Source organism: Paenibacillus sp. J31P190, assembly GCF_059692075.1.
This window is the reverse complement of sequence record NZ_JCAUAS010000018.1, coordinates 58,902-85,490: the sequence shown is the minus strand read 5'-3', so window position 1 is coordinate 85,490 and position 26,589 is coordinate 58,902. Positions and strand designations below refer to the sequence as shown.

Genomic DNA, 26,589 nt, shown 5'->3' with positions numbered 1-26,589 from the left:
TTATTCACTCCGTAATTGTTGATTTATTTGATGTACAAGATCCTCGACCACTTTCACTGTATCACCGAAATAAGGCCGATAGTCCAAACCTTTAATAAACTCAAGATACGCTTCGCCTACCGCCAAAACCTTCTTACTGTACTCCAAGCTAGGGATCATATGCGTTTCAAGCTCGCGATACGTTCCGTTCGAGCGCTCCTCAACGGATACGAGTTCCACTTGATCATCCGCCAGATGACGGACAACGAACGAAAAACCTCTACACTCCGGATCTCCGCAGCCGCATACAAAGAACGGCATTCGCTCCCATTGATCCGCTGGCGCAAACCGATTCGGCGCGGTATCATGCAGGGCACTGTGCAAGAACGCCGGAAGCCCCACATCTACACAGAGAGGCTCTTCAATAATGATACTATCGTCCACCGCCATAAGGACATCTGCCTGAATAATTTGTAAATCCTTATCTAGGGACCAGCCCTTTATGGATATATCAAACATAACTCCTGCCTCCGCTCTCCCATTTATTCGGTTTTCTCATTATAGCAAAGACTGTGCATTCCTGCTTTTAAGGTTTTTAATGTGGTGAAAATTTCCAGTTTAGGTTATGAGTATAATTCCTAAAAAAGATTATACTACCATTACTGGAGGTGATATCAGATGGCATCAGGACAATCTCGTAGCAGCAACCAACTAGTTGTTCCACAAGCTACACAAGCTCTAGACCAATTGAAATATGAAGTTGCTCAAGAATTGGGCATCCAAATTCCTCAAGACGGCTACTATGGCTACATGGCTTCTCGTGATACAGGAGCAATCGGTGGTAACATCACTCGTCGTCTCGTGCAAATTGCTGAACAGCAACTTGCTGGCGGCGCTGCCGGTAAATTCAGTAGATAACAGTTTCCCCTATACTTACGTTTTAAAAGGGCTTTCTTTAAGTAGCAACCTACTTGGAAGAAGCCCTTCTTTTATGCTAAAGGATAAAAATAATCGGCTTCCGCCGTCATTGTGCGAGAAGCAAGCTTCGCCCAAGAGATGTAATGCTTCTGCTTGCTTATGCGGCTTGCCCACTCGATTCATGCACTATGCTCGCTAACCAATGGTAGGAATGCCTCCAAAAATTGATTCTAGTGTCTTTGGGAAGCTTTGTTAGGGGAGATTGGGCTATTTCGCATATAAATGTTGCATTTCCTACAACAATTCACACGCCTAAAGGCTATGTTGCACCTTGAAGTTGTAGTTCGTACAACATTTCTAGCCCAATTGCTGCGAAATCGCTTATATAGGACCCAATTGTTGTACATTTTGCAACAACGAAGGGAAAAAGGCGAGATATAGACAGCTATTGTTGCACTTTTTACAACATCTGTTTAAAAGAGTATTCATTCACCCGGCAACCTCAAGTGTGCCTAACACAACATAAACAAGACCTATGCACAAGTGCATAGGCCTCTTATAGATCCGTATGGCGAGTTGTCGCATACGGTTCCTCCGAGCTTATCCCCTCGGGGGATGATATTCATAGTAAGGTAGCCGCAGCCGCATCGTCTATATCCCGAATCAGATCTTGCGGATCCTCAAGGCCCACGTAAAGGCGGACAATGTGCCGCTCGGTATCTCCGCTCCGCACCACGTTTACATTCACTAGACTTTCAAATCCGCCCCAACTAACGCCAATCTTGAAATATTGGAGCTTCGTTGCCCAAGCCTTCAGCTTCTCTAACGGTTCTAACGATTCGAACGAGAATAAGCTGCTGAACCCAATTAGCTGCTGAAGCGCCAATTCATGCTGCGGATGTGTAGAGAGACCTGGATGATGAACGTGGGCAGCGTAAGGTTGGTTGCTAATATGCTCGGCTACGAGCATTCCACTGCGCTGATGGCGTTCCATTCTAAGCGGAAGCGTCCGCAATCCACGCATAACTAGCGCCGCAGTTTGTGGCGTCATGATCCCGCCGAACAGCATATACTCTGAGTTACTAAGTCGATTCATGAGATTTTTAGAACCGATGACAACCCCGCCCAAACAATCACTATGTCCGGATATATATTTTGTTATAGAATGGACAACCAGATCAATACCTAACGAGATCGGTAATAGGTGACATGGTGTAGCCCAAGTGCTATCGATGATCGTCTTGATCCCCCTGCTCACGGCAAGCCCAGCACACGCACGCAAGTCTTGAAGCTCGAATGTCATCGTCGTCGGACTTTCCAGGTACATCAACTTCGTATTTGGCTTGATGGCCTCTTCCCAGTTGTTGAGTGAAGTCCCGTCAACGAAAGTCGTCTCTATACCGAACTTGACCAGGTATGATCCGAGAAACTCGCGTGTCGGACCGTATGCATGGTTCACGCAAACAATATGATCGCCTTGCTGAACAATAGACAGAACTGCCGCTGTGATGGCGGCCATTCCCGAAGCGAAGCACTTCGCATCCTCGCCGCCTTCCATTTCGGCAAGCCTCTCCTCGAGATTGCGAACGGTCGGATTATTGCCACGCGAATAGACGTGATGTCCTAATACATTTTGCATAGCCAGATCGAATTGCTCGTGAGTTTCGAAGGCGAATAAACTGTTTTGATAAACGGGGACGTTAATCGCCCCATGGTGTCGAGTATCGTACGGGTCATGCGCCGCTTTGGTGTAAAGCGAATCCCCCGAATGATCTTTATTCATAGTTGTTTCTCTCCGATCCGATATTTACTGCTAGCCTTTCACTGCGCCTTGCGTGAGGCCTTCTACGATAAAACGCTGCGCGAACGCGAACAGAAAGACGGTTGGAATGACGGACAAGACGGTGCCTGCCGACATAGCGCCCCAATCGACGTCATATTTGAGAATAAGTGAATTCAAAGCCACAGGCATCGTTTTCAATGCGTCGTGATCGATGAACATGACCGCCATAAACAACTCGTTCCAGTTCTGCACGAATGCGAAAATAAAAGTCGATGCGATCCCTGGCATCATGATTGGCACAATGATCCGGATTAGGGCAACAAGCCGCGAGCAACCGTCAATCATCGCCGCCTCTTCTAGACTGGCAGGTATGCGTTGAAAGAAGCCTCGTAAAATAATAGTCGAGAATGGTATTAACCCAACCGTGTACATGAGTACGAGAGCGATTCTGGAATTTATTAAATCCAATTGCGTCATCATCAGATACAGGGGTCCGAGTGAAATGAAACCTGGCAGCATCTGTGTCGCGAAGAATGCCAACATAATTTGCCGATGTCCGCGAAATTGAAAACGGGCAAGGACATAAGCGCTCAAGACCGAAATCACAATAACAATTAGTGCTGATGAGATAGCTACCAACAAGCTATTACCGATGTAGACATGAAACTTCGATATTTTAAAAATGTTGATATAATTGTCGAACGTAATATTCGTTGGCCAATATTTAAGCGGATATGTGAAAATTTCGTTCTGGGGTTTTAATGAAGTAATCAAAATCCAATATAGCGGGAACACCATGATCACTAGATGAAGCGCTAGAAAAAACACCTTGAATGGACCTATGAATTGTAAGCGCGTCTTCATGGTTAGAAATCCCCCATCTTTTCAGATTTGGTTACGGATAAGTAAAACAACGTGTAAAGCAATAGAAGCACAATCATGACAACCCCGATTGCGGATGCCGCGCCGTAATCCCCGGCGTAAATGATTTTATCCAGCATTAATGACGATAAAATATGTGTACTTCCTGCTGGTCCACCGTTCGTCATGCCGTAGATGATTGTTGGATCGTTAAAGATCCAGATAACCCGAAGGAGCGTAGTCGTAATGATCGTCGGTAAAATATAAGGCAGCGTAACGCTAAGCAGCTTGCGCGTCTCGCTCGCTCCATCCATCTCGGCCGCTTCGTACAGCTCGGAAGGCACAGATTGAAGTGCTGCGAGCAGCATAATTGCGAAAAAAGCGATGCCGTACCATACGTTCGCGATAATGACGGAAATCATCGCCCATTTGGGATCCGACAAGAATCCGATTCGCGTTTCGATCAGACCGGTCTTGAGCAAAAGATCGTTAATGACACCGATTTGTGAATTGAACATCCACTTCCAAATCATCCCGATCAGAAACCCCGAAAGCGCCCAAGAGTAAAACACTAAACCTTGGTATATCCCTCTACCCCGGAATTTTTTGTTCATTAATAGCGCAAGCGTCAGCCCGATGAGAAATTGAAATACTAAGGAAAAAACCACCCAGTACGCACTATTCTGCAAGGCAGTCAGGAACTTCGGATCCTTGAATGCATCCTGAAAATTTTGCAGACCGACAAAATGAACATTTCTAAGATCGAACAGCTTGTATTCTTGAAACGCCATAATGCCGCCCTTTAGGAACGGATAATATGTGAAAACAAGGACCAGTAATAGAGCGGGGAGCAAACCAAATAAGATGAACGGCTGCCGACTCTTCATTAGATGCACCACCTCATATAGAAAAATGGTAATGGGCAGCGAATCGCCACCCATTACGAAGGTTAAACGCTATTTTTTCTTCGACTTTTGATCCATCCAATAGGCGTCCCATTTCTTCAGAACGTCGACGACAGTGAACTTACCGAGCAAATACGCTTGGCCAGATTCCATGCTCGCTTGATTCCATTGACCCGTACCCGGATATTGGAACGGCGGCTTGTAGTTCATGAATACGTCCGGCTTGTTGGACATATCCAGCAGCGTTTTGTAAGGGCCTGTTTTGAAATACTCGTCGTTTGCAGCTGTGGTGTGAATCGGAACTAAGCCGTACTTTTTACCAAACTCGGTATTCTGCTCAGGATTAGACAAGAAGGCGATCAACTTGAAGGCCGCTTCTTTGTTCTTAGATTGGGATGCGATACCCCAGCCAGCTCCACCTGCTTGAATGAGAGCCTTGCCGCTTGGTCCTGTTGGCATCGGTGCTGTTGCCCATTGCTCAGGCTTCATTTTCTCCTGAATGGTTTGAATGACGTCCGGATCTTGCAGCAGCATGCCGGTTACACCAGAGGTGAACGCTTGCACTTGCTCTTGGAAGCCCCAGTTAACAGCATCCGAAGGGGAAGCTTCTTTATAAATTTTCATATACAATTCAATGGCTTCCTTAGCTTCTGGTGAAGAGTAAATCGTATTGCCGCTCTTTAAGAACTGGGCATCCTCCAAATTCACCTGATCCCCGTTATAAGCGAGTACCATCTGGTCGGTGATGCCTGCAGACCCCATACCGCCTCGGAACGAGAAACCGTACCGGTTTTTAGCAGGATCAGTTAGCTTCTTGCCCGTTTCATATAGTTCTTGGTAGGAAACCGGCGGTTTCAAACCTTTCTCCTCGAACCAGTCTTTGCGGTAGAACAATTGACGCTGGTACAAACCATTCGGAATGAAATAAAGTTTATTGTTATTCGTTGCAATCGACTTGGCCACTGCTGTTACTGTACCGAAGTCTTTCCAAGTACCCGTGTAAGTATCGAGCGGATCAATGTACCCGTTGTTTACATACTCCGCGATGTTCAGATCTCTTACTTCTAGAACGTCTAGTTCTTGTTTAGCTGCAAGCATAGTTCTGATCTTATTATCCGCTTGATCGAACGGAGGCGAAATGAGATCGACCTTAATTGTCGGATTCTCTTTCTCGAATTGGGAAATCATCGCTTTGAGAATATCGGTCCGTTTCGGGCTCGTCAAGCTCTCGATCATATGAACGGTAACCACTTTCCCAGAACCTGCTCCGGCACCCGCTTGATCACTATTGCCTTTCGCATCACTTTTTGCAGTGTCCGTATTGCTGCCGCAAGCTGCGAGCAACCCCATTAGCATCGTAGATGCAACTACTGTTGGCCATACTTTACGCATTTGTTTTCCCCACATAAGAAGATACCCCTCCTCGGTTGCGATTCGTTTATGATGTATCATCCAGTCATCCTGTCTGATAGGTTGATCATAATTGATACCGCTTTCTCCGTCAAGTAAAAAAATCGACATTTTTTTTAATAGGTTTTGATCAGTTTCTCGATGCAATCCATCATTTGATGAAACTCGCTTGTCGCTCGTTCTGGGTCATGCTGGGAAATTCCCTCGTAAATCGTATGATGGAAAGGATAAGTCTCGTCAAATAAACGCTTCTCTCCAAGCGGATCGTTGAAAAACTTTTGATAAAGGCCGCTCATGGAGTTAATGACGCTTTCCAAGATCGGATTACCTGAAGATTTAATAATGTGTTGGTGAAAAGCAAGGTCGATTTGCGAGGTATCTTTCTCGTTTTCTTTCAGCCTTTTATACTCTTGTAAAATTTTCTCCAACTCTTTCAATTGATTAACATTGATATTCCGTGCGGATAGCTCCACCGCTTTGCCCTCGAGTGCGCGACGCACATCAAGAATGGAAAGTAAGAACTTCTTCTCGTTCTCCACCTTCACTTTGCCGGTGAAACGAAACGTATCGACATCGCGCACAAAAATCCCCTTGCCGTTCTCTACGCGAACAATATCAACAGCTTCCAAATAACGCAGAGCTTCCCGCAAGGACGAACGGCCAACACCAAACATCGCGGTTAGTTCTCCGGCGGAAGGCAGTTTGTCTCCCTCTTTCAAAGCATTTTGCTCAATATATCGTTGAATTTCTTGTGCTACTAGTTCATGAACATTGTATTTCTGAATTTTCGGCATCAATTTTTCCCCTTATCTTCGAACCTGTGTACCTATCAGACAGGTGAATCATAGTATGAATTCTATGAACTTGTCAAGCCTAGCAAAAATCCACAGCTAACTATCCTAAATAAGGTGAGCTACATCGCCTTAACCCCTATTCTCAAAAAAATAAGGACTGCTCATAATAAGCAGTCCCTTCGTTTTAAGGCTTCACTTGATATAGGTTATACAAATCATCCAGCATGATGTTAGCCGCCTTGACACCGCCAGCTGTATTCCAAGTCGCATCATTCACTTTGATTAACTTATTCTCTTTAACTACTTTTAGATTCTTCCAGAGCGGGTCATTCATCCATTCCTGCTCTTGCTTAGTCCCTTTGCCGTCTCCGGTCTCATAAGTAAAATAAAACACTTTATCCGCAGCATCAAGCTCCGTTAGACGCTCCTTGGTAATGTCTTCAAACGATTTCTCATCACTTTTAGCATCCGAGCGAACGATACCGATTTGTTTAAAAATAACACCCGTGAACATATTGCCGTAATAGTATCTGGTTTTGACACCCATAAAACGGACGACAGCCACTTTCTCTTTCAGCTTATCGCCTGCTTTGCTTTTGAAATCCTCAATGCGTTTATCGAAAGCTGCGATGACTTTATCGCCTTCGGCTTTTTTATTTAGTGTATCAGCGTATAAAAGGAAATTACTTTTCCACTCACCGCGCAGCGTCTCCGAATAGACCGTTGGAGCAATGGCTTTTAATTGATCGTAGACTTTCTCATGACGCATCTTATTGCCAATGATCAAATCGGGTTTAAGCGATGCGATCAATTCCAAATTCGGCTGTGATTCACCGCCAACTGTCGTTACACCCTGCATATCAGCTTTAATATGATCAAACCATGGGTTTCCATAATAAGATTCAACCGCACCTACCGGTTTTATGCCTAAAGCAAGAAGCGCTTCCGTTCCTTCGTTAGTCAAAATGACAACACGCTTTGGATTCGCTGGTACGGCTGTTTCTCCCATGGCATGTTTAATGGTTCGAGGACTATCCGCCTTCGCTGTTTCTTGAGCTGCTGCAGATGCCGAAGGCTGTGAACCTGGCTTATCACCACAAGCCGTCAAAACAACGGACAAAATAAACATAAGTGCAATAAGAGCCCAAGCTCTTCCTTGTTGCCGATTTCTTTTTCCAAACATATAAATGAGTTCCCTCCACGCAGTCAATTGATGATAACGATTATCATTATCTATCACATATTACTAATTTATCACCAGCCTGTCAATCTATATTGATAATGATTATCATATTCGTTGACTTCGCTAGTCAGACTCATTAAAATAAATGAAGCAGCATTTAAGGAAGCAGGCACTCATTCATGAACCATTCAAGTTATTCAAGCAAAGAACGTCTCCACCATTTCTATAAAAGTATTGGATTATTCGCAGCTTGCTGCTTGTTGACTGCAATGATGCTCAGCAGCGTCATGTTCGGACTACATACGTATTCATGGGATCAAATTGTGACTTCCTTTGCGCAAGCAGCCCAACCAACAAACGAGGCTATCATCATCCAAACCGTACGCATCCCAAGAGCCTTGATAGCTGCCCTCGTTGGAGGAAGCTTGGCCGTTGCAGGCGCGCTTATGCAAGCTATTACACGGAATCCGCTGGCTTCCCCAAGTATGTTCGGCATTAATTCAGGCGCTGCCTTTGCCATCGTGTTATCCGTTGGATTTTTTAATGTTTCCAGCCTTACTCAGTTTACATGGATTGCATTTGTCGGTGCTGCATTCAGCTCTGCCCTTGTCTATGGACTCGGTTCCTTAGGCCGCGACGGCTTAACTCCTATGAAAATTACGCTAGCAGGCTCAGCAATGACAGCATTTTTCGCTTCGTTAACCCAAGGTATTTTGCTTGGAAACGGTAAAGCCTTTGACCAGGTCTTATACTGGCTTGTCGGATCCGTCGAAGGACGGACAATGGCCATGCTCCAATCCGTTTACCCTTATATCCTAATCGCTTGGATTGGCGCTATATTCTTATCGCCGCACATCAACATATTATCTATGGGGGATGATGTAGCCAAAGGGCTTGGACAACGCACCGTATACGTGAAATTCATTGCCGCAGTTGTGATTGTCATTCTTGCCGGAGGCTCTGTAGCTGTAGCCGGTCCGATTGTTTTCGTAGGGATTATCATTCCGCATATCGTTCGCTTTCTTGTCGGAATCGACTATCGCTGGGTCATTCCTTATTGTGCGGTTCTAGGCGGCATTCTTTTAGTTGGAGCTGACATTATAGCTCGTTTCATTGTTATGCCTAAAGAAGTTCATGTCGGTGTAGCTACAGCCATTCTCGGAGTACCCTTCTTCATTTACATCGCTCGCAAAGGGGGACTTCTGAAATGAGTCATTCCCATCGATATGTCACCATACGAAACAAAGGCTTCTCTTATCTGATCAGTAAGAAATCTCTGATTGTTACTCTTTTTCTGCTCCTTGCCGTCATTATCGTGATGATTCTGAGTACAGGAATAGGAAGCATTTATATCAAACCTGCCGAAGTCGTTCGTGCTGTCTTTGGTTACGGGACTGATCCAAATATGATGATCGTCAGGACTTTACGTCTACCTAGAGTCATTGTTGCCGTCTTAATTGGTGCATCGCTTGGTGTAGCTGGAGCCATCCTGCAAGGCATTGTACGAAATCCACTAACCTCACCGGACACGATTGGCACAACGGGTGGAGCTACGCTTGGGGCTGTTTCTTTTTTCTTTTTTTTCTCAGATAAAATCAGTATTCACTGGCTGCCAGTTGCCGCTATTATTGGCGCTTTCGCCGCTACCTTACTGGTCTATTCACTCTCATGGAAAAATGGGATCACGCCTCTGCGGCTTGTCCTGATTGGGACGGGACTTACTGCTGCGATGAGCGCACTGTCCTATCTCATGCTGCTTTCCGGACCGATTATTCTGGCTAATCAATCTCTAACCTTTATGACTGGCAGTATTTACGGAGTTTCCTGGAAAAAAGCGGTTTACCCGCTCTTACCATGGGTCTCACTGTTAATTCCCATCATCTTCTTGTATGCGCGTCACATTACCATACAGTCCTTGGGTGAAGATATCGCCCGTAGTGTTGGAAGCAGCGTTGGGCGTCAACGCTTCCTTCTGATCATCCTTAGCGTTGCACTGTCAGGGGCTGCAGTCGCCTTCGGAGGTGCGATCAATTTCATTGGTCTTATGGCTCCGCACATTTCCCGCAAGCTCGTAGGTCCAAGCTTCGGCGCGCTTATCCCTGTGTCCGCATTGACAGGTTCCCTGCTTCTGCTGTTAGCTGATTTAGCAGGACGCTTCTTGTTCAAACCGCTCGATATTCCGGCAGGTGTTTTCACGGCAGCTATCGGCGCCCCTATCTTCATCTATGTGCTATATCGCAGTAGAAATCGCGGTTAACAACAGCGGTTTTACTTAAAGGAGAATAGACCCATGCCCACCCTGGAAAAAGAAAAAGCACTGGAAGCACAATCGCTACAGTTAACATACGGAGAGACGACCATCTTTCACAGCTTGAATTTACAAATACCTAAAGGCAAAATCACCGTATTTATTGGCAGTAATGGCTGTGGGAAATCAACACTTCTACGCTCACTTGCTAGACTGCTGAAGCCGAAATCAGGTGCAATCCTACTGGATAGCACGGAAATCGCCAAACTCTCAACCAAAGAGGTAGCTCGGCGAATGGCCATCCTCCCACAAGGACCTTCCGCGCCCGAAGGGCTTACCGTACGTCAGCTTGTGAAGCAAGGACGCTACCCCTATCAAAGTTGGCTGCAGCAGTGGTCATCAGAAGATGAGAGCAAAGTCATGCAGGCCCTCCAGCTTACGAATATGCTCACATACGCGGATCGCAGTGTGGATTCCTTATCTGGCGGGCAGCGCCAAAGAGCTTGGATCGCCATGACACTGGCGCAGGACACCCCTACACTGCTCCTTGATGAGCCCACTACCTATCTGGACTTAACCCATCAGATTGAGGTACTGGACTTGCTCTTCGAGCTAAATGAGAACGAACAACGCACGATCGTGATGGTACTGCATGATATCAATCTGGCTTGCCGTTATGCCCATCATATCGTCGCCATTAAGGATAGTTCTGTTTATGCAGAGGGTAAGCCAGAAGACATCGTGAACGAGCAGCTGCTTCTAGATGTGTTCGATATGAAATGCAGCGTTGCGCCTGATCCCATCTTCCGTACACCCATGTGTATCCCTTACGGAAAGGGTCGCATTCTTCCCCATAAATAAGAACAACCCCGGTCTCTATTGACTGGGGTTGTTTACAATTAAAAGGTATAAGTGCTAAATCGTTCTTGCAAAATTAGCCATATTATAATTACTTTCGAACATAATACTTGCAGACACCATGTTTTGCCTAATTGTAAAATCGAACAAAATTTCACCATGTGTCCAGCTTTTCTTCCGTTTCAATGATTCAATGGCCATCTGCCGAAAGGATTGATACTGCAGCTCTGTCAAACCTTTGGTCGTGGTTGCAGGCAATACGCCGTCCTTACTTTCAAACGGAAGGTGCTTAATACCGAATTTACCAATTTCGTTGTTGCGAATGTGCACAAACACGGTACCAGAATTCACATGCGATAATTCTTCTTTGATCTTTCTAAACACCAAATCGATTTGTCTAGCGAGTGGTATTTGATCCAAATTCATTACTTTCCTCCTTAAGTTTTAATTTTTTACTTATTATGTAATTTATGCGACTGTAGACCTATTATACTCACACCATTTACATAATTCAACAGTAAATTTACATTATTCACACAATTCTTACTATTTTTTATGTAATGTTAATGTAAATCCCATTTTACATGTAAGAAACGAACGATATTTGTCGAAATGATGTAGAATATTTCCAGATTCAATGTTATAATTTGCAAACACACATCATGGATTCCAACACAAATAAACAAATTTCGCAGAGGAGTCGGTCGGATTGGATAAAGTATCATCCTTATCGTTCAGAAAGAAACTACAACTTGGTTGTTATGCACTTATTGGTTTGAACTCAATCTTTATGCTGATTGTTACATTTGCCTCAGATTGGAATCGCTTACTTGGTATCATATTCCTACTTATTATTCTTGGAGGAAGCTACCCGTTCATTCGATGGTTCGAGAATCAGCTAACGGAACCCATTGCTGATTTATCCCGAATAGCGCTCAACATTTCCAAAGGGGACTTCTCTCAAAAAGTAACCGTAACCTCAGATGATACCCTTGGACAGCTTGGCCAATCTTTTAACAAAATGATAGATAAACTCCGCGAAATTCTTCGCGATACAGGAACAATTTCGAAGCAGGTTTTTCAAACAAGCCGCGATATTTATGTTAAAAATGAAAGCTTCCGTACTGTCCTAGAACAAGTGAGCATTTCGGCCCATGAGCTGGCCTCAGGTGCCGGGCAAATTTCAGAAGAAGTTTCTGGTGTTTCGATCACCTCCAAAGATATTGAAGTGAGAATCGTCAATTATGCCGGGTCTGCGAAAGAAATGAAAGATCGCTCGGATCAGATGATGACCCTTGTAGAGAAAGGACGCACGTCCGTTGAAAGCCAAGGCATCGGTATGAAACGAAATGTAGAAGTTACACAGCAGGTGTCCGATACGATCGACATGCTGGCTCGTCAAGCTGAAGGCATCAGCAGCGTTACTCGTTCCATTTCCGAGATTGCTGAGCAAACAAACCTCTTATCCCTTAACGCTTCCATCGAAGCTGCTAGAGCTGGCGAACATGGCCGGGGCTTTGCAGTCGTCGCTCAGGAAGTGCGCAAGCTAGCTGAAGAGTCAACCTCTCTTACACGTGAAGTATTTGGTTTCGTGAAAAGCATCGAGCAAGGCATACAAGAAGCCATTCGCAGCATTCAAGTGAACGAAGATGTCGTGAAGAAACAAACCGTGTTAATCGAGCAAACCGAAATTGTTTTCGCTGAGATCGTTGGAAGCGTAGGTTTTATTTCGGAAGAAATTACCCGCTTCGCAGAAGAAAGCGAGCAAATGCTGACAAGCTCCGAACAAATTGCTGCGGCGATGGAGAACATATCGGCGATCACGGAGGAATCCGCGGCTGGTACACAAGAAGTTTCCGCTTCTATGAATGAGCAGATTGCTACGGTACAAGGAATCGTGACGCAAGCAGAAGAGATGACGCGTGTAGTCACACAGTTACAACAGACAATTCAGATTTTCAAATTATAAGTTTATTCGCACAAAAAAGGCTTTCCCACTTTGATCATGGGAAAGCCTTTTTGTTTACACTTTGACTTTAGCTTCTGTCAGTTCCATGAATTGCTTCACATCTTGAGCTGCCATATCGACTGCGCTTTGCCAGAAATCCGGCTCTGTCAGATCAACGCCGAGATGCTTCTGAGCAAGCTCCTCCACGTTCATGCTGCCTGTGTCTCTAAGCAAAGAGATGTATTTTTCTTCAAAGGCTGCGCCTTCCTGCACGGCTCTCGCATAAATACCTGCACTAAACAGGTAGCCGAACGTGTAAGGGAAATTATAGAAAGGTACATCCGTCGCGTAGAAATGCAGCTTAGCTGCCCAGAAATGCGGGTGATAACTGCTTAAAGCATCTTTGTAAGCAAGCTTCTGCGCATCCACCATGAGCTCATTCAAACGCTCAACGCTAACTAAACCTTGACTGCGTGCTTCGTAAAAGTTCGTTTCGAAGATGAATCTCGCATGGATGTTCATGAAGAAAGCGATCGCCCGTTGAATTTTATCCTCGAGTAAAATGATACGTTCTTCATCTGTAGAGGCACTCTTCACAACTGCGTCCGCTACAATCATTTCAGCGAAGGTAGAGGCTGTCTCGGCTACGTTCATCGCGTACTCCTGCGCTAGCGCAGGCATATCTGTCATGACATGCTGATGGTAGCCGTGACCTAGCTCATGAGCTAATGTAGAAACATTGTTTAGCGTTCCGCCGTAAGTCATGAAGATACGCGTCTCACCCGCAATCGGGAAAGATGTACAGAAGCCCCCAGGCCGCTTCCCTGCTCGATCCTCAGCTTCGATCCAGCGCTTCTCAAAAGCTTCTTCCGAAAAGGCCGCCAGCTTCGGACTGAACCGTTTGAATTGATCGACAATCAGAGTAGCGCCTTCGTCATAAGAAATTTTCTTCGAGGAATCGCCCAGTGGTGCATCCACATCAACCCAAGCCAACTTTTCAACACCTAACAGTTTCGCTTTACGGTTCAAATAGGCAACGAAAATATCCTTGTTGCGGTCAATCACGTCCCACATGACATTCAGCGTTTTCTCTTCCATACGATTGATAGCAAGCGGCTCTTTATGTATATTTTTCCAACCTCTGTATTTATAAACCTGAAGACGGAAGCCCGCCAAATGGTTTAATGCTTCGGCACAATATTCCTCTTTGTCCGTCCATGCTTGTTCCCATTTTTCAAATAGATCCAGTCGTTCTTCACGATTCTCTGTATGCAGTTTATTAAACGCTTGACCGGCGGATAGCTCTACCTGTTTACCGTCAACCTCTACAGGCATGCGGAATTGACCAACGGTCGTATTATACAGATCTCCCCACCCATGATAGCCATCTACGGCCAAATCATTAATTAAGGCTTCCTGTTCAGGCGGCAACTTCTCTTGGGCCAAGGCACGTCGCTCATGGAGCGGAAAAGCTATGGCTTTGAACGGCTCTTTTTGCAGTAGAGCTGACCATACATCGTCTGGGATCCCCGTCAGAACTTGATCAAAATGGGTGAGCGATGACAGATGCTCTGCAAACAAGCTTTTGACCTGTCCGCTAAGTACAGGCGCTTTCTTATCCTTCTGATTATCCGCTAACAAGCAGCCTACGAAAGAATCCGCCTCATGGATATGCTTCAAATTATGCTGAAACAATTCGATCAGCTTCACTAGCGAATCTGTATCTTCTGCCTGTTGTGGTGAAGGGGTATTTCGTACTTGTTCTTGAAAAGCTGCAATCGATGCTTGAAGCTCCTTCAGATGAGCTGCGAATGCTGCAGATTCGCTTCCCCCAGGAAAAAAGGTTTCTAAATTCCATGTTTGATTAAGAGGTAAATTAAGCAAAGCTATCACCTTTCCTTTCCATCTTTTATTAAATCATAAACGCCGGCTGATCGCCAATAATACTCATCTTACTCATTGCTTATAGGTAAAAAGTATGATTCAATTATAGATAGTTCCCACACTATATATTCGGAACAGGATGGGTGATTTTCAATTATGAAACCGTTACAAATTTCTCCAGAAACGGCCGTTAAGCTAGCTGAACAACTTAAGGTGCCTTTAGAACATCTCATGCATATGCCACAACATATTTTACTGCAAAAATTAGCGGAGCTCGCTAAAGCTTCCTCTCCAGAAAATAGCGATCCTGAATCGAAGTAAGCTTTGATCCCTTTCGCTAACACTTGGCCTTATGACATTATTATGAAGGACATTTATGTGGCTGAGTGTCCCTTTTGCCATAGCCCCAATGTGCTGCTGCCGCTCAAAATCCACGAACTGACATCTATTCACGAAGGTAAAAAAAAGCTGCTTGTGTTTCCTTGCTGCCATAATAAGCTGACGCTCGTTGACACCGATCGCGATTATTTATTGGCGGACACCGCAATACGCAAATGATTCGTAGCTTCAAGCGCAAGGAGTAGAAAGAGTCCCTATGAATGAGTACCTCGTTCCTTTGACAAGCGCATGTACGTTAGTTACGTTAAATTACATGGCAATGAAAGTTCGCAGCAAGATGCTTATTGATTCTTATGAGCAGTTGCTTGCACCATTGCTCACTGGACTAGCCAGCATCATCATGATGCTGGTACCCCTACCAGAGCTATTTGGCTTGGTTGATTTACGTTCGGTGCCCATCTTTATGGCCGGTTTGCGTTATGGACTGCCTGTTGCACTGCTATCGACCGTAATACCTTCGGGATTTACCCTCTTCACGCAAGAAAGCCATGAATGGTTCATCATCGCACAAGAACTATTAGCCCCAGCACTGATTAGCTCCTTGTTTCACAACAAAGAATACCGCAGCGGTTTTTTGGACATTCCTATTCGTCATGGGCTCCAAATATGCTCATTCGTCTTTCTCCTTCGCCTACTCATACAAGAGCTTATAGAGAGCAATTTATCATGGCCATACGCCCTAGATCAGTTATTTATGTTAGCCATCATATCAGCTACTTTCATCATCATTATCGTCATGGTCAATGATGAGAATAAAAGTTGGCGGCTGCAGCGCCAGTTAGAGCTGCAAGCCAATCAAGACGGATTAACCAAACTGCCGAATCTGCGCAGCTTTATGCCGATAGCCAGCAATGCGCTTCGCAAACGAAGAATCTCCATCATGATGATTGATTTAGATAATTTCAAGCAATACAATGATCAGTTTGGACATTTGGAAGGTGATCAGCTGCTCCGTGAGATCAGCAATGTTCTCCGACACCATATCCATGTACAAGATTATTTGGCCAGATACGGGGGGGAAGAATTTATTCTTCTCAGCTCAGAGATTGATCCCCTGCGGCTTAGCAAATATGCAGATCTGCTTTGTACCATTGTCGCTGATACGTTCCACCATAAGAACCTTACGGATTCTGCACCAATTACAATCTCAATAGGAATTTCAACCGCGGAAGAGCCTCAGGTGGAACTGAAACGAATCATCTCTGAAGCGGATCATGCGCTTTATGAATCCAAGCATCGGGGCAAAAACCGTTCTACCCTTTTCAAACATGTGCAACTAAAAATAACCGAACAAAAAATGAACGCTTAATCATTCAAGGGCAGAAGTCAACTCCCAGAATGGATAAGCGTTCATTTGATTTATCGGCAATATTCACTATGTAGCTTGTTTCATTTCGTCTGGGAGCTCCATACGAATGGCAAGCATATCCTCACGGGTTGCTATCCATTGTTCACGACTTGCTCTAATCATACCAGCATCCATAATCTTGCGGTCATTAATAATGCGGGAAAACCATTTTACCGCCTCATTGAAGCGGCTTAATCTGCGATTCAGCTCTCCTATTAAGTACATGAGTCGTGCATTATTGAGATCCATACCTTCTGTTTCATACACACTGACATATGCGTCCAAGGCAAACGTTAGGAAACGCTCCTCCTGCTCCCAATCTCCTTTGGAACGATACAACCATGCCAAATGGTGGAGAAGCCCTGCAACAACACGCGATTTCTCTTCTCTAATCTGTGCACTAAGAAGGGCCAACTTGTAACTCAGAAGCGTATCTTCCCAAGTTCTTTCTCCGCAATAATTGCGCATGGACCAGTTTTGAGCCACTCTCTCGTAAAAGACTTCCCTCTGCGCCGGTTTCCATTTATCCGAAAAGTTTTCCGTATGTGCATATCCGCAAAACGGACAGACCCTCACGACATAAAAGTCGGGGTTGATGTCTTTATAATGAACACAGAAATCTGTATCCGTTTTGCTAGCTTTCTTGAAGCTTGGGCGAACCTTCATCGTTTTGTAGGAATTCTCGCAATATGTGCATTTCACTGAAATATCATATAAAGGTTCGACCATCCTTGAAACCCCGCCTTCACTATATTGTATGTAGGAAAGAAGAACTATTCTTCTTCTGATGTGTTAATAAAATGATAGGCAGAGCCTTTCAGCCGTTCCAGTAAAAAATCCCGTAAATCAGGCGGTAGTCCTACTTCAATCATTGCTTCCGACATACAGCTTAACCATGCATCTGCACGTTCTACTGTAATAGGAAATGCCATATGTCTTGCTCTCATCATCGGATGTCCATGCGCATCTGAATACAAAGTTGGACCACCAAAAAACTGACTTAAAAACATGAACTGTTTATCTATAACGGGTCCAATATCCGAAGGGAACAGAGGCGAGAGTAGTGGATTTTGCTGAACTTTTGGATAAAAGGCTTCCACGAGTCTGCGTACCGTCTCCGCTCCCCCCATCAATTCGTACAACGTGCTGCGATTACTTTCTGACATTAGGGTAAACCTCGCTATTCGTATTACTTTAATAATTTTCTAAATCCTCATCCCCTGCATGCATGAGCGTTTCCCGAATGACAAATACGAACATACATACAACCAAACCAGCAATGACACCTGTCATTTGAATCACTCCCGCTGCCTAGGATATAAGACTTTACTAGTTCTATTTTACCATAAAACCAGGCTGTGAACAGTACCAAAGTCTAAGTATTTTGGGACGGCATGTATGTCCCATCCTGTTCATATAGTTGAGTAGGAGGAGGTATCCAATCTCATGAAGAAACGAAATTTCACGGCTGCGTTACTTATGGCTTTTGTTGTTGTTGCCATTATTCTATGCTTATTTGCGTTCCCTCATGACGGCCTTCAAGCTGCCTTACGCGGCGTTTCCATTTGGTGGGATGTGCTCTTCCCAGCACTTTTCCCTTTCTTCGTCATATCCGAAATTATGCTTGGCTTCGGTATCGTTCATTTCTTCGGGACACTGCTCGATCCGATGATGCGTCCCGTCTTCCGTATCCCTGGCATTGGCGGCTTCGTAATGGCTATGGGCTTCGCTGCCGGTTATCCGGTCGGAGCTAAGTTGACCTCCCAGCTGTGGGAGCAGAAGCTTGTCAACCGGGAGGAAGGTGAGCGACTCGTTGCGTTCACAACAAGCTCCGATCCGATTTTCTTAATCGGAGCCGTTTCAATAGGCTTCTTCCACGATCCTTCTTTGGCTATGATCTTGGCTATTGCTCATTATGGAGGCTCCGTGCTTATAGGTTTAATGATGCGATTTCACGGCAGAAAGAGCTTGCCTACAGAGCAGGAACCCAAGAGCAAGGGCTGGGTCTGGAAACGTGCATTTGAAGCGATGCACAGCGCTCGAACCAACGATGGCAGATCCATAGGCACACTACTGAGTCAATCCATCCTACAGTCGCTCAGCTTGATTTTCGTAGTAGGTGGATTAGTTGTTTTCTTCTCTGTTGTTTTAGAAGTCTTAACAGCAGCTAAGGTCATGAATGCCATTTACCTGCTTATATCCTCCGTCCTGGAAATCGCAGGACTCCCCCATGAGTTATCACAAGCTGTTATGAATGGTTTGTTTGAGGTTACGCTCGGGGCGAAGGCTGCCGGGAATGCTCCCGCGTCGCTAGCTCTCTCCAACAAAGTAGCTATCGGCGCTTTTATTTTGTCATGGGGCGGCATGTCCGTTCATGCTCAAATTATTAGCCTATTAAGTCATACGAATCTGCGTTACTTGCCATTTGTCATCGCACGCTTCATCCATGCCTTGCTCTCCGCTGCTATTGTTCTCGTTTTTTGGGAGCCTATGCAAATTTTCCGAGAACCAAAATCTGTTTTCTTACCTCAATATGATTCGGCTTCTCCTGTTCTCAGCTATCTCAGGTTAATGCTGCCAATTAGCGGAACGGTCTTCCTTGGTGCTTTTTCTGTCATTGCCGGACTCTTTGCTGCATATTCCTTACTTAAACTCGTGTATGAAAAGGTTGGTGGAACAAGATAATATGGGTAATCACGATCATGATCATAAAGGGAGAGAACATCCAGATATGCAAGTAGCCTTCCCCCAAGAAGCGAAACATTTGCCTCCTGCGATTGAGCGTTTGAATGAGTTATCATTCAACTTATGGTTCAGTTGGAACCATGACGCCTTGCAGCTTTTTGCACAAATGGATCCTGTAAAATGGGATCAATGCGGCCACAATCCTGTTCTTTTACTTCACCTGTTGGACAATTCACAGATCGAGGCCCTCAGCGGTAACCAAGATTTTGTAGCAAGTTATCAACAAGTAATTGCCAAGTTCGACGCTTATATGAATGGCACCACTTGGTTTCAAGAGAAGCATCCGGATCAAGGTTATGTACAAATTGCTTACTTCTCCGCAGAGTTCGGCTTTCATGAATCTTTGCCGATTTATTCAGGAGGACTGGGAATCTTAGCTGGTGACCATACGAAATCTGCCAGTGATTTGGGTATCCCTTTGATCGGTGTTGGACTGCTTTATAAAAAAGGCTATTTCACGCAGAAAATCGATGCCTCCGGTGGTCAGCAAAGTGAATTATACCCCTATGACTTCACCAAGCTTCCAATCGAACCTGTGCAGCAAAACGGCCAACAGCTCGCTGTTTCCATTGATATGCCTGGTCGCGCCATCACCCTACAGATTTGGCGTGTGCGTGTCGGCCGTAATTCAATCTATTTGCTGGATGCCGATCACGAAGCTAACAATGCAGCGGACAAAGAGCTGACCGCTCAGTTGTATGGGGGCAATCAAGATACCCGGATTGCTCAGGAAATGGTTCTTGGCATTGGAGGTGTTAAGGCACTTCGGCTGCTTAACATCTACCCTAACGTGTACCATATCAACGAAGGGCATGCAGCTTTCCTCACGTTGGAGCGACTGAAGGAGCTTCTGCATCTAGGTCTTCCCTTTCATGTGGCGGTTGAAACCGTTCGCTCAGCCACTGTATTTACGACCCATACGCCCGTACCTGCGGGGCATGACACATTCTCCATCGAGATGGTGGAACACTATCTCGGACCTCTCCTGAGTGAGCTGTCACGGCACAAACAGGACATCGTAGCTCTAGGGCTCGATCACCATACGGGCCAATTCAATATGACCCATTTGGCCATGAATACAGCCGGACTGCGCAATGGGGTCAGTAAGCTGCACGGTCAAGTATCCCGAGAAATGTTCAAAGAATTTCACGGTCACATCGATGCAAGCGAAGTTCCCATTAGCTCCATTACAAATGGTGTACACATGGATACATGGACAGCGCCGCAATGGAAAGAACTGCTTGATCGTTTCCTGCCCGGTTCATGGCGGGAAGAGCAAGCCAATAAGCATCAGTGGGCGCAGATCGAGGTCATTCCAGACGAATCTATCTGGAAAGTGCACCAACAACTGAAAGAAAATTTAGTTCGTTACGCCAGGCGAAATTTGCTCGAGCAGCGAAAACGCAACGGAGAATCTGAAGAGCGGATCGAGGAAGTCAGACAATATTTAAATCCCAAGGCATTAACCATCGGATTCGCCAGAAGGTTTGCGACCTATAAGCGAGCTAATCTCATTTTTAATGATTTGTACCGGCTTAAGAAGATCATCAATGATCCCGAGCGACCCGTACAATTTATTTTTGCTGGCAAGGCTCACCCTGCCGATTACCCAGGTCAAGAGCTTATCCGTGAAATTTATCGCGTCTCGCAAATGAAAGAGTTCGTCGGGAAAATCGTTATTCTCGAAAACTATGACATGAATATGGCACGTTACCTCGTACAAGGCGTAGACGTCTGGTTAAATAACCCCCGTAGACCTCTTGAGGCCAGTGGAACGAGCGGTCAGAAGGCCGCCATGAACGGGGTACTTAATTTTAGTGTACTCGACGGCTGGTGGGAGGAAGGCTACAACGGAGCGAACGGCTGGGCTATCGGTTCCACAGGAGCAGCGGACTGGGCTGCACAAGAGAAAGAAAATACGCAAGCCATCTATCACATTTTAGAGAAAGAAATTATTCCGCTGTACTACAATCAAGGAGCACTCCCGCATCAATGGATCAGCCGCATGAAGCGTTCTATCCAATCGCTGAGCCCGGTCTATAACACGCATCGCATGGTGCAAGACTACACAGAGCTCACCTATTTGCCGACAGCGCAGCGAGCCCGTCTCTTTGTTTCTAATCACTATGATGTTGCAACGAAGGTTGCCGATTACAAACAGTTCATCCGTTCAAACTGGTATCATGTGAAAATCATTGGCATCGATGACCGCTCTGCCAAATTATCAACGGAAGTGCCGTTAAACGAAATAAAACCATCAACGAAGGAAATTACGACACAAGTTCACTTCGGCCCCATTTGGCCGCAAGATACGGCAGTAGAAGTCATTTATTACGAGGAAAATGGCGAAACATGGGAGCAAAAAATTATTCCAATGGTGCCGATAGGTGAACTAATTGAACAGATGCAGAACTATAAAGCGACCATTCCATCGCATCTCATTCATGGGCCTCACTTCTCTATTCGCGTGCGCCCCATCTCATCTAACTTCGCACATTCCTTTGAACTCTCCGTAGTCACCAGTACATTATCGTGGCAGTAAATACGTGAATTCCTAGATAAAGCCCCGTTTGGGGCTTTTCTTATTTTCTTTTATAAATTATTATGAATAGAGAACTTACGGTATGTGCATGCGTTCATGAATGCAAATCTAACCACTTGGTGATGCTATGGATTGGAATAAGGCACTGGAATTGGCATATATCGCACCGAATACAGATTGTCATTTGATCATTGTCGGAGAATGCAAAGATGGGCAGCCTTTTTGCTATGAAGAAAATTTCTCCGTTGATAAAATAGGTGAAGCTTCATTCACCGTTTGTTTAGAGCTATCCGGAATTTTTCCATTCGACAAATTAGAGCATATTTCTTTCATTGAGTTTTCTTTTAAAGACAGTGGAATTTTATATTACGCCTATGTCGATTTAATTCAACTTGAATTAAAGAAGACGATATGTTACCTCTCGCTATCCATTCCCGAAGAAATTCATCATCATCAGAACAGAAGGTACAGCCGAGCTAAGCTCTCCCTTCGAACACCGATCACACTGCGTATTGTTGGCATTCGCGGCATATCCGCAAGCAAGGGAGTCGCTTTTTCCGGACAACTGCTTGATATTAGTGCCAGCGGGCTTTCTTTCGTTACGACGAATCGGCTCTTCTTTCCCTTATTTCTGGAATTCAGCTTCATTCTCCCTGGGTACCCCCATCCTATTACGGCTTATGGTGAGATCATTAGGGTGACGAATTTCAGTAATGATTCTTATCGGGTCGCCGCCGAATTCCGACATACACCTGAATCGATACTTCAGGACATTGATAAATATTGCTCGATTACAAGCTAATGCTTACGAACAAAGTTTGCTTACGAAAACTCAGCTTATGCTTACGAAGAAAGTTTTGCTAAAGCAAAACTCTTAGGAGGAAACCAATTGAAATACAACGTCATTGAACGAGGCGATGACATCTCCAAGGGGCTGACAGAGCGGTTCCACCAACTCGCCGCACAGCAAGGCATGCCGAGGGATGAAGAAAATCCGGACATTGTCCTTTCTATTGGCGGAGATGGCACGATGCTGCAAGCTTTTCATAAATATGTGCAGCAGCTTGATCACATCGCTTTCGTTGGTATCCATACAGGTCACTTAGGTTTCTTCGCAGATTGGAAACCAGATGAGCTGGATCATCTAGCTTCATTGATATTTAGTGTCACCACACCCGAGGAGCTGCGTGTTGTACAGTACCCCGTCGTTGAGATTGAAATTACGACAGAAAAGGGCTCCGAGACGCACCTGGCGCTCAACGAATTTACAATACGAGGAATCGAAGTATCGCTAGTCGCGCGACTTCACGTTAACGACGAAATGTTCGAAATGTTCCGCGGTGACGGAATTTGCATCTCCTCGCCTGCCGGCAGTACAGCTTACAACAAAAGCTTAGGCGGGGCAATGGTTCACCCTTCGCTCGAAGCCATTCAAATTGCTGAGATTGCTTCGATTAACAATAGGGTCTACCGCACACTCGGCTCTTCTATGATTTTACCGAAGCATCATCACTGTGACATTTATCCCAAGGCGCAGCAGAATATGCTTTTATCACTTGATCACTTGTACTTGCAGCGAAACGACGTTGTTTCTATCCGCTGCCGTGTAGCAGCCAACGTGAAGGTTAAGTTTGCCAGGTTCCGGCCATTTCCTTTCTGGAATAGGGTTCGGGAAGCTTTTGTTGGGTTAGAAGTGAAATAAAAAGTAAGAAGACGCCCCTCACTCCGTTGGAGAATGAGAGGCGTCTTTTGGTTTCAACTACATTAAGGAGTAGTTGTAATCACTTCAGAAGGCACTTGCTGCTTTGCGCCATTCACTTTTTCGATAATGAAATAAGCGCAGCCGAAGTTGCAGTACTCATTCAAGTAATCTTGAAGAGCCGCGATGGATGATTCTTTTGTAGCTTTAGGATGGATTTCTTTAAAAAATCCTCTCAGCCTTAGCTGGCTGTAACCCCAATCGCCGACAATATAGTCGTATCGCTCCAACACTTCGCTAAAACGTTCTTTAAAAACTTCAAAATTCCAGCCATTTTTATGGTCTGTGACGAGCTCGTATGTTTTATTTGCAATATGAATCATGATGGTAGGAAGCTCTCCTTTCTATGATCCGTTCGTTAATTTAAACGTTCGATGCGGCTTGAACCTGTTCATGGGCATGGTACGAGCTGCGAACCAATGGTCCCGACTCAACGTGCTTAAAGCCACGTTTCATGCCCTCTTCTTTGAGCATAGCAAACTGTTCAGGCGTATAATACTTGGCTACAGCCAAATGCGTTGTAGACGGCTGCAGGTACTGCCCAATCGTCATAATGTCGCAGCCAACCGCGCGTAAATCCTCCATCGTTTGCAGCAGCTCGTCCCACTCCTCGCCAACGCCAATCATAACGCTGGATTTGGTTGGGATGTTTGGAGCGATACGCTTCGAACGCTCCAGCAGTTCCAGAGAACGGCGATATTTCGCCTTCGAGCGAACGCGGTCTGACATGCGTTCAACAGTCTCCATGTTATGGTTTAAGATATCAGGCTTAGCCTCTAGAACCGTGGCCAGTGACTCTTCCCGACCTAAGAAATCGGGGATCAGCACTTCGACTGTGCACATTGGCAATTTGCGGCGAATCGCTTTGATGGTCTCAGCGAATATCATCGCGCCGCCATCGGCCAAATCATCGCGCGCTACGGAAGTGACGACACAGTGCCGCAGTCCCATTTGCAAAGCGGCATCCGCTACACGTTCTGGCTCTTCCAGATCCAGCTCGGTAGGCAGCCCTGTCTTGACTGCACAGAAACGGCATGCTCGGGTACAAATATCGCCCAAAATCATAAAAGTGGCTGTACGATTCGCCCAGCACTCATGAATGTTTGGACATTTGGCTTCTTCGCAAACCGTATGCAGCGTCTTGGAACGCATCATTGACTTTATTTCTTTGAAATTCTCGTCTGTCTTGAGATTGATTTTTAACCAGTCTGGTTTTCTCTCTAATGGCTTTGTAGGCACTATATTTCCCGCCTTTTATTTGGTTTCTCGTTCTTGTTATTATAACATGAATGACTGACAAAACAATCCACTTTGCCACTCAGTTGTGATACACTTATCAAGATGGCCAAAACAGCTTAACCTGTCACGTAAAGGCTGTATGGGAGGGAAGAAACATGAGCATACAAGAAGTAACGCGAGAGAAAGACCGCAAGCTTGGAGAAATTTTAAGAGGTATGGGCCGAGTATTAATCGCCTTCTCCGGAGGGGTTGACAGTACATTCGTCCTCAAACGTGCGCAGCAGGAGCTCGGAGATCAAGTCTTAGCCGTCACTGCAGCATCCGAAACGTTCCCTTCTCGGGAATTTGATGCCGCCGTTGAACTAGCAGAACAAATCGGTGTCCCACTGTACAAAACAGAGGTCAAGGAATTAGAGAATGCGAATTTCGTCGCTAACAATCCAGATCGCTGTTACCATTGCAAAACGGGACTTTATTCACATTTGCAGCAACTAGCCAAAGAGTTAGGGTACCCCTATATTCTGGATGGTTCGAACATGGACGATCTCGGTGATTACAGACCGGGTCTACAAGCCAAGAACGAGCAAGGCGTCCGTAGTACTTTGCAGGAGTCCGGCATGACCAAAGACGAGATCAGACAGCTTTCCAAAGAGCTAGGACTGCGTACTTGGAATAAACCGTCTTTTGCTTGCTTGTCTTCTCGTATCCCTTATGGGACGCAAATTGAGAAGTGGAAAATCGATCAACTCGACGAAGGCGAATACTTCTTGTCCCAGCTTGGATTATATCAGGTGCGCGTACGTCACCATGAGAAAATTGCCCGGATCGAGGTTATGCCGGATGAGATTCATAAAGTCGTCGAACACCGGGATGCGATCTATGAAAAGTTCAGCAAGCTCGGCTTCACTTACGTGACGCTCGATTTACAAGGTTACCGCACGGGCAGCATGAACGAAGTGCTGTCTAAGGAGACGAAAGACAAGGTGAAAGAAGCATCCCTATGATGGACTTAGAGAAAATCTTAAAGCTCGTCCAGGCGGGCGATCTGGACGTAGAAGAAGCCAAAAAGCAAATCATCAAGGAAGGCAGCGCCGCTGGCCCAGCTAACCTTGATCTTGGATTTGCTCAGCTCGATATCGATCGCGAGAAGCGAACGGGCTTCCCCGAGGTCATTTTCGGGGAAGGCAAGACCGCCGAGCAGATCGAGGCGATTTTCCGGCGGCTGATGGAGCACACCGACCGCGTGCTCGCTACGCGCGTAGACGCGGCCAAAGCCGCCCATGTTACCGCTGCCGTGGAAGGTGTCACCTACCACGAAACTGCGAGGTCGCTGACCTGGTTCAAGCGGCCCATGCTTAAAGTCCACGACGGTTATATCGCCGTCGTGTGTGCAGGCACCTCCGACCTCCCCGTGGCGGAGGAGGCGGCTCTTACAGCAGAATGCCTAGGCAGCCACGTTGAACGTATATTCGACGTGGGTGTAGCCGGCATTCACCGGCTCTTCCGCCGGCTAGAGCTCATTCGCGGTGCAAACGCGATTGTGGTCGTTGCCGGCATGGAAGGCGCGCTCGCCAGCGTCGTCGGCGGGCTAGTAGCCAAACCGATCGTGGCTGTGCCGACAAGCATCGGTTATGGCGCGAATCTTGCAGGTATCGCCCCCTTGTTGTCGATGCTAAATAGCTGCTCTCCAGGAATCTCAGTAGTGAACATCGACAACGGCTTCGGAGCTGGCTACTATGCAGGGCTCATTAACAAAAATATGTCGAAACGAGCGTGAGATCCTACA

At 45.7% G+C, this 26,589-nt stretch carries 27 protein-coding genes; 14 read left to right on the top strand and 13 right to left on the bottom strand.

The features are described 5' to 3' along the window. The gene (locus AC58U0_RS26270) at positions 1-498 is read right to left on the bottom strand and encodes a hypothetical protein (RefSeq protein ID WP_497381841.1); all 498 of its coding nucleotides are present in this window, start codon (positions 496-498) and stop codon (positions 1-3) included. A gap of 159 nt (positions 499-657) precedes the next feature. Between AC58U0_RS26270 and AC58U0_RS26265 the strand changes: the two genes are divergently transcribed. Next, positions 658-897 carry an alpha/beta-type small acid-soluble spore protein gene (locus AC58U0_RS26265; RefSeq protein ID WP_029194830.1) on the top strand — a complete coding sequence of 80 codons (240 nt, stop codon included), beginning with the start codon at positions 658-660 and terminating at the stop codon, positions 895-897. Positions 898-1,519: 622 nt separating this feature from the next. On the opposite strand, the gene AC58U0_RS26260 is transcribed toward AC58U0_RS26265, so the two are convergent. The 6 genes from AC58U0_RS26260 to AC58U0_RS26235 all read right to left on the bottom strand — a co-directional run bounded on the left by AC58U0_RS26260 (position 1,520) and on the right by AC58U0_RS26235 (position 7,833). Further along, positions 1,520-2,680 carry a trans-sulfuration enzyme family protein gene (locus AC58U0_RS26260; protein WP_497381840.1) on the bottom strand — a complete coding sequence of 387 codons (1,161 nt, stop codon included), beginning with the start codon at positions 2,678-2,680 and terminating at the stop codon, positions 1,520-1,522. Between the two features lie 30 nt (positions 2,681-2,710). Next, positions 2,711-3,544 (bottom strand): carbohydrate ABC transporter permease, encoded by an 834-nt coding sequence (locus AC58U0_RS26255; protein WP_171640962.1) that lies wholly within the window; start codon positions 3,542-3,544, stop codon positions 2,711-2,713. 2 nt (positions 3,545-3,546) lie between these two features. Then, positions 3,547-4,428 (bottom strand): carbohydrate ABC transporter permease, encoded by an 882-nt coding sequence (locus AC58U0_RS26250; RefSeq protein ID WP_497381839.1) that lies wholly within the window; start codon positions 4,426-4,428, stop codon positions 3,547-3,549. A 69-nt stretch (positions 4,429-4,497) separates the two neighbouring features. Then, positions 4,498-5,853, bottom strand: coding sequence for an ABC transporter substrate-binding protein (locus AC58U0_RS26245; RefSeq protein WP_497381838.1), 1,356 nt, complete (start codon positions 5,851-5,853; stop codon positions 4,498-4,500). A 119-nt stretch (positions 5,854-5,972) separates the two neighbouring features. Beyond that, positions 5,973-6,650: a FadR/GntR family transcriptional regulator gene (locus AC58U0_RS26240; RefSeq protein WP_497381837.1), complete on the bottom strand. Its 678-nt coding sequence runs from the start codon at positions 6,648-6,650 to the stop codon at positions 5,973-5,975. Between the two features lie 184 nt (positions 6,651-6,834). Continuing rightward, a complete protein-coding gene (locus AC58U0_RS26235; RefSeq protein WP_497381836.1) occupies positions 6,835-7,833 on the bottom strand; it encodes an ABC transporter substrate-binding protein in 999 nt (332 codons plus the stop codon). 179 nt (positions 7,834-8,012) lie between these two features. Here AC58U0_RS26235 and AC58U0_RS26230 point away from each other — a divergent pair, with 179 nt between their 5' ends. From AC58U0_RS26230 to AC58U0_RS26220, 3 genes are read left to right on the top strand one after another with little or no spacing between them, the layout of a single operon-like run. After that, entirely contained in the window at positions 8,013-9,044 is a 1,032-nt protein-coding gene (locus AC58U0_RS26230; RefSeq protein WP_497381835.1) for a FecCD family ABC transporter permease, read from the top strand. Continuing rightward, a complete protein-coding gene (locus AC58U0_RS26225) occupies positions 9,041-10,090 on the top strand; it encodes a FecCD family ABC transporter permease (RefSeq protein WP_497381834.1) in 1,050 nt (349 codons plus the stop codon). Before AC58U0_RS26230 ends, AC58U0_RS26225 begins: the two co-directional genes overlap by 4 nt. Positions 10,091-10,123: 33 nt before the next feature. Beyond that, the gene (locus AC58U0_RS26220; protein ID WP_497381833.1) at positions 10,124-10,942 is read left to right on the top strand and encodes an ABC transporter ATP-binding protein; all 819 of its coding nucleotides are present in this window, start codon (positions 10,124-10,126) and stop codon (positions 10,940-10,942) included. A 54-nt stretch (positions 10,943-10,996) separates the two neighbouring features. Here the strand turns inward: AC58U0_RS26220 and AC58U0_RS26215 are convergent, their stop codons facing one another. After that, positions 10,997-11,365, bottom strand: coding sequence for an O-methyltransferase (locus AC58U0_RS26215; RefSeq protein ID WP_497381832.1), 369 nt, complete (start codon positions 11,363-11,365; stop codon positions 10,997-10,999). 283 nt (positions 11,366-11,648) lie between these two features. On the opposite strand from AC58U0_RS26215, the gene AC58U0_RS26210 reads away from it, so the two are divergent. Further along, positions 11,649-12,908 (top strand): methyl-accepting chemotaxis protein, encoded by a 1,260-nt coding sequence (locus AC58U0_RS26210; RefSeq protein ID WP_171640946.1) that lies wholly within the window; start codon positions 11,649-11,651, stop codon positions 12,906-12,908. A gap of 54 nt (positions 12,909-12,962) precedes the next feature. On the opposite strand, the gene AC58U0_RS26205 is transcribed toward AC58U0_RS26210, so the two are convergent. Further along, complete coding sequence (locus AC58U0_RS26205; protein ID WP_497381831.1) at positions 12,963-14,771, bottom strand: M3 family oligoendopeptidase; 1,809 nt, start codon at positions 14,769-14,771, stop codon at positions 12,963-12,965. A 156-nt stretch (positions 14,772-14,927) separates the two neighbouring features. On the opposite strand from AC58U0_RS26205, the gene AC58U0_RS26200 reads away from it, so the two are divergent. Genes AC58U0_RS26200 through AC58U0_RS26190 form a run of 3 tightly spaced genes read left to right on the top strand, consistent with a single transcriptional unit; the run spans position 14,928 to position 16,479 of the window. Then, entirely contained in the window at positions 14,928-15,092 is a 165-nt protein-coding gene (locus AC58U0_RS26200) for a YycC family protein (RefSeq protein ID WP_307552906.1), read from the top strand. Positions 15,093-15,095: 3 nt separating this feature from the next. Next, a complete protein-coding gene (locus AC58U0_RS26195; protein WP_497381830.1) occupies positions 15,096-15,329 on the top strand; it encodes a hypothetical protein in 234 nt (77 codons plus the stop codon). A gap of 37 nt (positions 15,330-15,366) precedes the next feature. Further along, positions 15,367-16,479: a diguanylate cyclase domain-containing protein gene (locus AC58U0_RS26190; protein WP_497381829.1), complete on the top strand. Its 1,113-nt coding sequence runs from the start codon at positions 15,367-15,369 to the stop codon at positions 16,477-16,479. Between the two features lie 66 nt (positions 16,480-16,545). Here the strand turns inward: AC58U0_RS26190 and AC58U0_RS26185 are convergent, their stop codons facing one another. After that, positions 16,546-17,247: a DUF2225 domain-containing protein gene (locus AC58U0_RS26185; RefSeq protein WP_497381828.1), complete on the bottom strand. Its 702-nt coding sequence runs from the start codon at positions 17,245-17,247 to the stop codon at positions 16,546-16,548. A gap of 44 nt (positions 17,248-17,291) precedes the next feature. Next, entirely contained in the window at positions 17,292-17,684 is a 393-nt protein-coding gene (locus AC58U0_RS26180) for a globin domain-containing protein (RefSeq protein WP_057307608.1), read from the bottom strand. Positions 17,685-17,964: 280 nt separating this feature from the next. On the opposite strand from AC58U0_RS26180, the gene ylbJ reads away from it, so the two are divergent. From ylbJ to AC58U0_RS26160, 4 genes are all read left to right on the top strand, one after another. After that, positions 17,965-19,203 carry a sporulation integral membrane protein YlbJ gene (ylbJ, locus tag AC58U0_RS26175; protein ID WP_497381827.1) on the top strand — a complete coding sequence of 413 codons (1,239 nt, stop codon included), beginning with the start codon at positions 17,965-17,967 and terminating at the stop codon, positions 19,201-19,203. Between the two features lies 1 nt (position 19,204). After that, entirely contained in the window at positions 19,205-21,805 is a 2,601-nt protein-coding gene (gene glgP, locus AC58U0_RS26170) for an alpha-glucan family phosphorylase (RefSeq protein ID WP_497381826.1), read from the top strand. A gap of 127 nt (positions 21,806-21,932) precedes the next feature. Beyond that, on the top strand, positions 21,933-22,607 hold the full coding sequence (locus tag AC58U0_RS26165) for a flagellar brake protein (RefSeq protein WP_497381825.1): 675 nt from the start codon (positions 21,933-21,935) through the stop codon (positions 22,605-22,607). An 87-nt stretch (positions 22,608-22,694) separates the two neighbouring features. After that, positions 22,695-23,507 (top strand): NAD kinase, encoded by an 813-nt coding sequence (locus AC58U0_RS26160; protein WP_497381824.1) that lies wholly within the window; start codon positions 22,695-22,697, stop codon positions 23,505-23,507. Positions 23,508-23,569: 62 nt separating this feature from the next. Here the strand turns inward: AC58U0_RS26160 and AC58U0_RS26155 are convergent, their stop codons facing one another. Both AC58U0_RS26155 and lipA read right to left on the bottom strand, forming a co-directional pair. After that, complete coding sequence (locus tag AC58U0_RS26155; protein ID WP_036632718.1) at positions 23,570-23,887, bottom strand: YutD family protein; 318 nt, start codon at positions 23,885-23,887, stop codon at positions 23,570-23,572. A 40-nt stretch (positions 23,888-23,927) separates the two neighbouring features. Continuing rightward, positions 23,928-24,803, bottom strand: a complete 876-nt coding sequence (gene lipA, locus AC58U0_RS26150; protein WP_057307613.1) for a lipoyl synthase — start codon at positions 24,801-24,803, stop codon at positions 23,928-23,930. A 155-nt stretch (positions 24,804-24,958) separates the two neighbouring features. On the opposite strand from lipA, the gene larE reads away from it, so the two are divergent. Together larE and larB are read left to right on the top strand one after the other, a co-directional pair. Beyond that, positions 24,959-25,807, top strand: a complete 849-nt coding sequence (larE, locus tag AC58U0_RS26145) for an ATP-dependent sacrificial sulfur transferase LarE (protein ID WP_036632720.1) — start codon at positions 24,959-24,961, stop codon at positions 25,805-25,807. Then, entirely contained in the window at positions 25,804-26,580 is a 777-nt protein-coding gene (gene larB / locus AC58U0_RS26140) for a nickel pincer cofactor biosynthesis protein LarB (RefSeq protein ID WP_057307614.1), read from the top strand. The genes larE and larB overlap by 4 nt, the downstream gene beginning before the upstream one ends. The last annotated feature ends 9 nt before the right edge of the window (positions 26,581-26,589 follow it).

Bases quoted from the DNA above. Each gene is read 5' to 3' on its own strand.
- AC58U0_RS26255 (WP_171640962.1), bottom strand. From the start codon at position 3,544: ATGAAGACGCGCTTACAATTCATAGGTCCATTCAAGGTGTTTTTTCTA.
- larB (WP_057307614.1), top strand. From the start codon at position 25,804: ATGATGGACTTAGAGAAAATCTTAAAGCTCGTCCAGGCGGGCGATCTG.
- AC58U0_RS26185 (WP_497381828.1), bottom strand. From the start codon at position 17,247: ATGGTCGAACCTTTATATGATATTTCAGTGAAATGCACATATTGCGAG.
- AC58U0_RS26220 (WP_497381833.1), top strand. From the start codon at position 10,124: ATGCCCACCCTGGAAAAAGAAAAAGCACTGGAAGCACAATCGCTACAG.
- AC58U0_RS26165 (WP_497381825.1), top strand. From the start codon at position 21,933: ATGGATTGGAATAAGGCACTGGAATTGGCATATATCGCACCGAATACA.
- AC58U0_RS26260 (WP_497381840.1), bottom strand. From the start codon at position 2,680: ATGAATAAAGATCATTCGGGGGATTCGCTTTACACCAAAGCGGCGCAT.
- glgP (WP_497381826.1), top strand. From the start codon at position 19,205: ATGGGTAATCACGATCATGATCATAAAGGGAGAGAACATCCAGATATG.
- AC58U0_RS26235 (WP_497381836.1), bottom strand. From the start codon at position 7,833: ATGTTTGGAAAAAGAAATCGGCAACAAGGAAGAGCTTGGGCTCTTATT.
- AC58U0_RS26225 (WP_497381834.1), top strand. From the start codon at position 9,041: ATGAGTCATTCCCATCGATATGTCACCATACGAAACAAAGGCTTCTCT.
- AC58U0_RS26230 (WP_497381835.1), top strand. From the start codon at position 8,013: ATGAACCATTCAAGTTATTCAAGCAAAGAACGTCTCCACCATTTCTAT.
- larE (WP_036632720.1), top strand. From the start codon at position 24,959: ATGAGCATACAAGAAGTAACGCGAGAGAAAGACCGCAAGCTTGGAGAA.
- AC58U0_RS26265 (WP_029194830.1), top strand. From the start codon at position 658: ATGGCATCAGGACAATCTCGTAGCAGCAACCAACTAGTTGTTCCACAA.
- AC58U0_RS26200 (WP_307552906.1), top strand. From the start codon at position 14,928: ATGAAACCGTTACAAATTTCTCCAGAAACGGCCGTTAAGCTAGCTGAA.
- ylbJ (WP_497381827.1), top strand. From the start codon at position 17,965: ATGAAGAAACGAAATTTCACGGCTGCGTTACTTATGGCTTTTGTTGTT.
- AC58U0_RS26215 (WP_497381832.1), bottom strand. From the start codon at position 11,365: ATGAATTTGGATCAAATACCACTCGCTAGACAAATCGATTTGGTGTTT.
- AC58U0_RS26245 (WP_497381838.1), bottom strand. From the start codon at position 5,853: ATGTGGGGAAAACAAATGCGTAAAGTATGGCCAACAGTAGTTGCATCT.
- AC58U0_RS26190 (WP_497381829.1), top strand. From the start codon at position 15,367: ATGAATGAGTACCTCGTTCCTTTGACAAGCGCATGTACGTTAGTTACG.
- AC58U0_RS26250 (WP_497381839.1), bottom strand. From the start codon at position 4,428: ATGAAGAGTCGGCAGCCGTTCATCTTATTTGGTTTGCTCCCCGCTCTA.
- AC58U0_RS26180 (WP_057307608.1), bottom strand. From the start codon at position 17,684: ATGTCAGAAAGTAATCGCAGCACGTTGTACGAATTGATGGGGGGAGCG.
- AC58U0_RS26270 (WP_497381841.1), bottom strand. From the start codon at position 498: ATGTTTGATATATCCATAAAGGGCTGGTCCCTAGATAAGGATTTACAA.
- AC58U0_RS26240 (WP_497381837.1), bottom strand. From the start codon at position 6,650: ATGCCGAAAATTCAGAAATACAATGTTCATGAACTAGTAGCACAAGAA.
- AC58U0_RS26155 (WP_036632718.1), bottom strand. From the start codon at position 23,887: ATGATTCATATTGCAAATAAAACATACGAGCTCGTCACAGACCATAAA.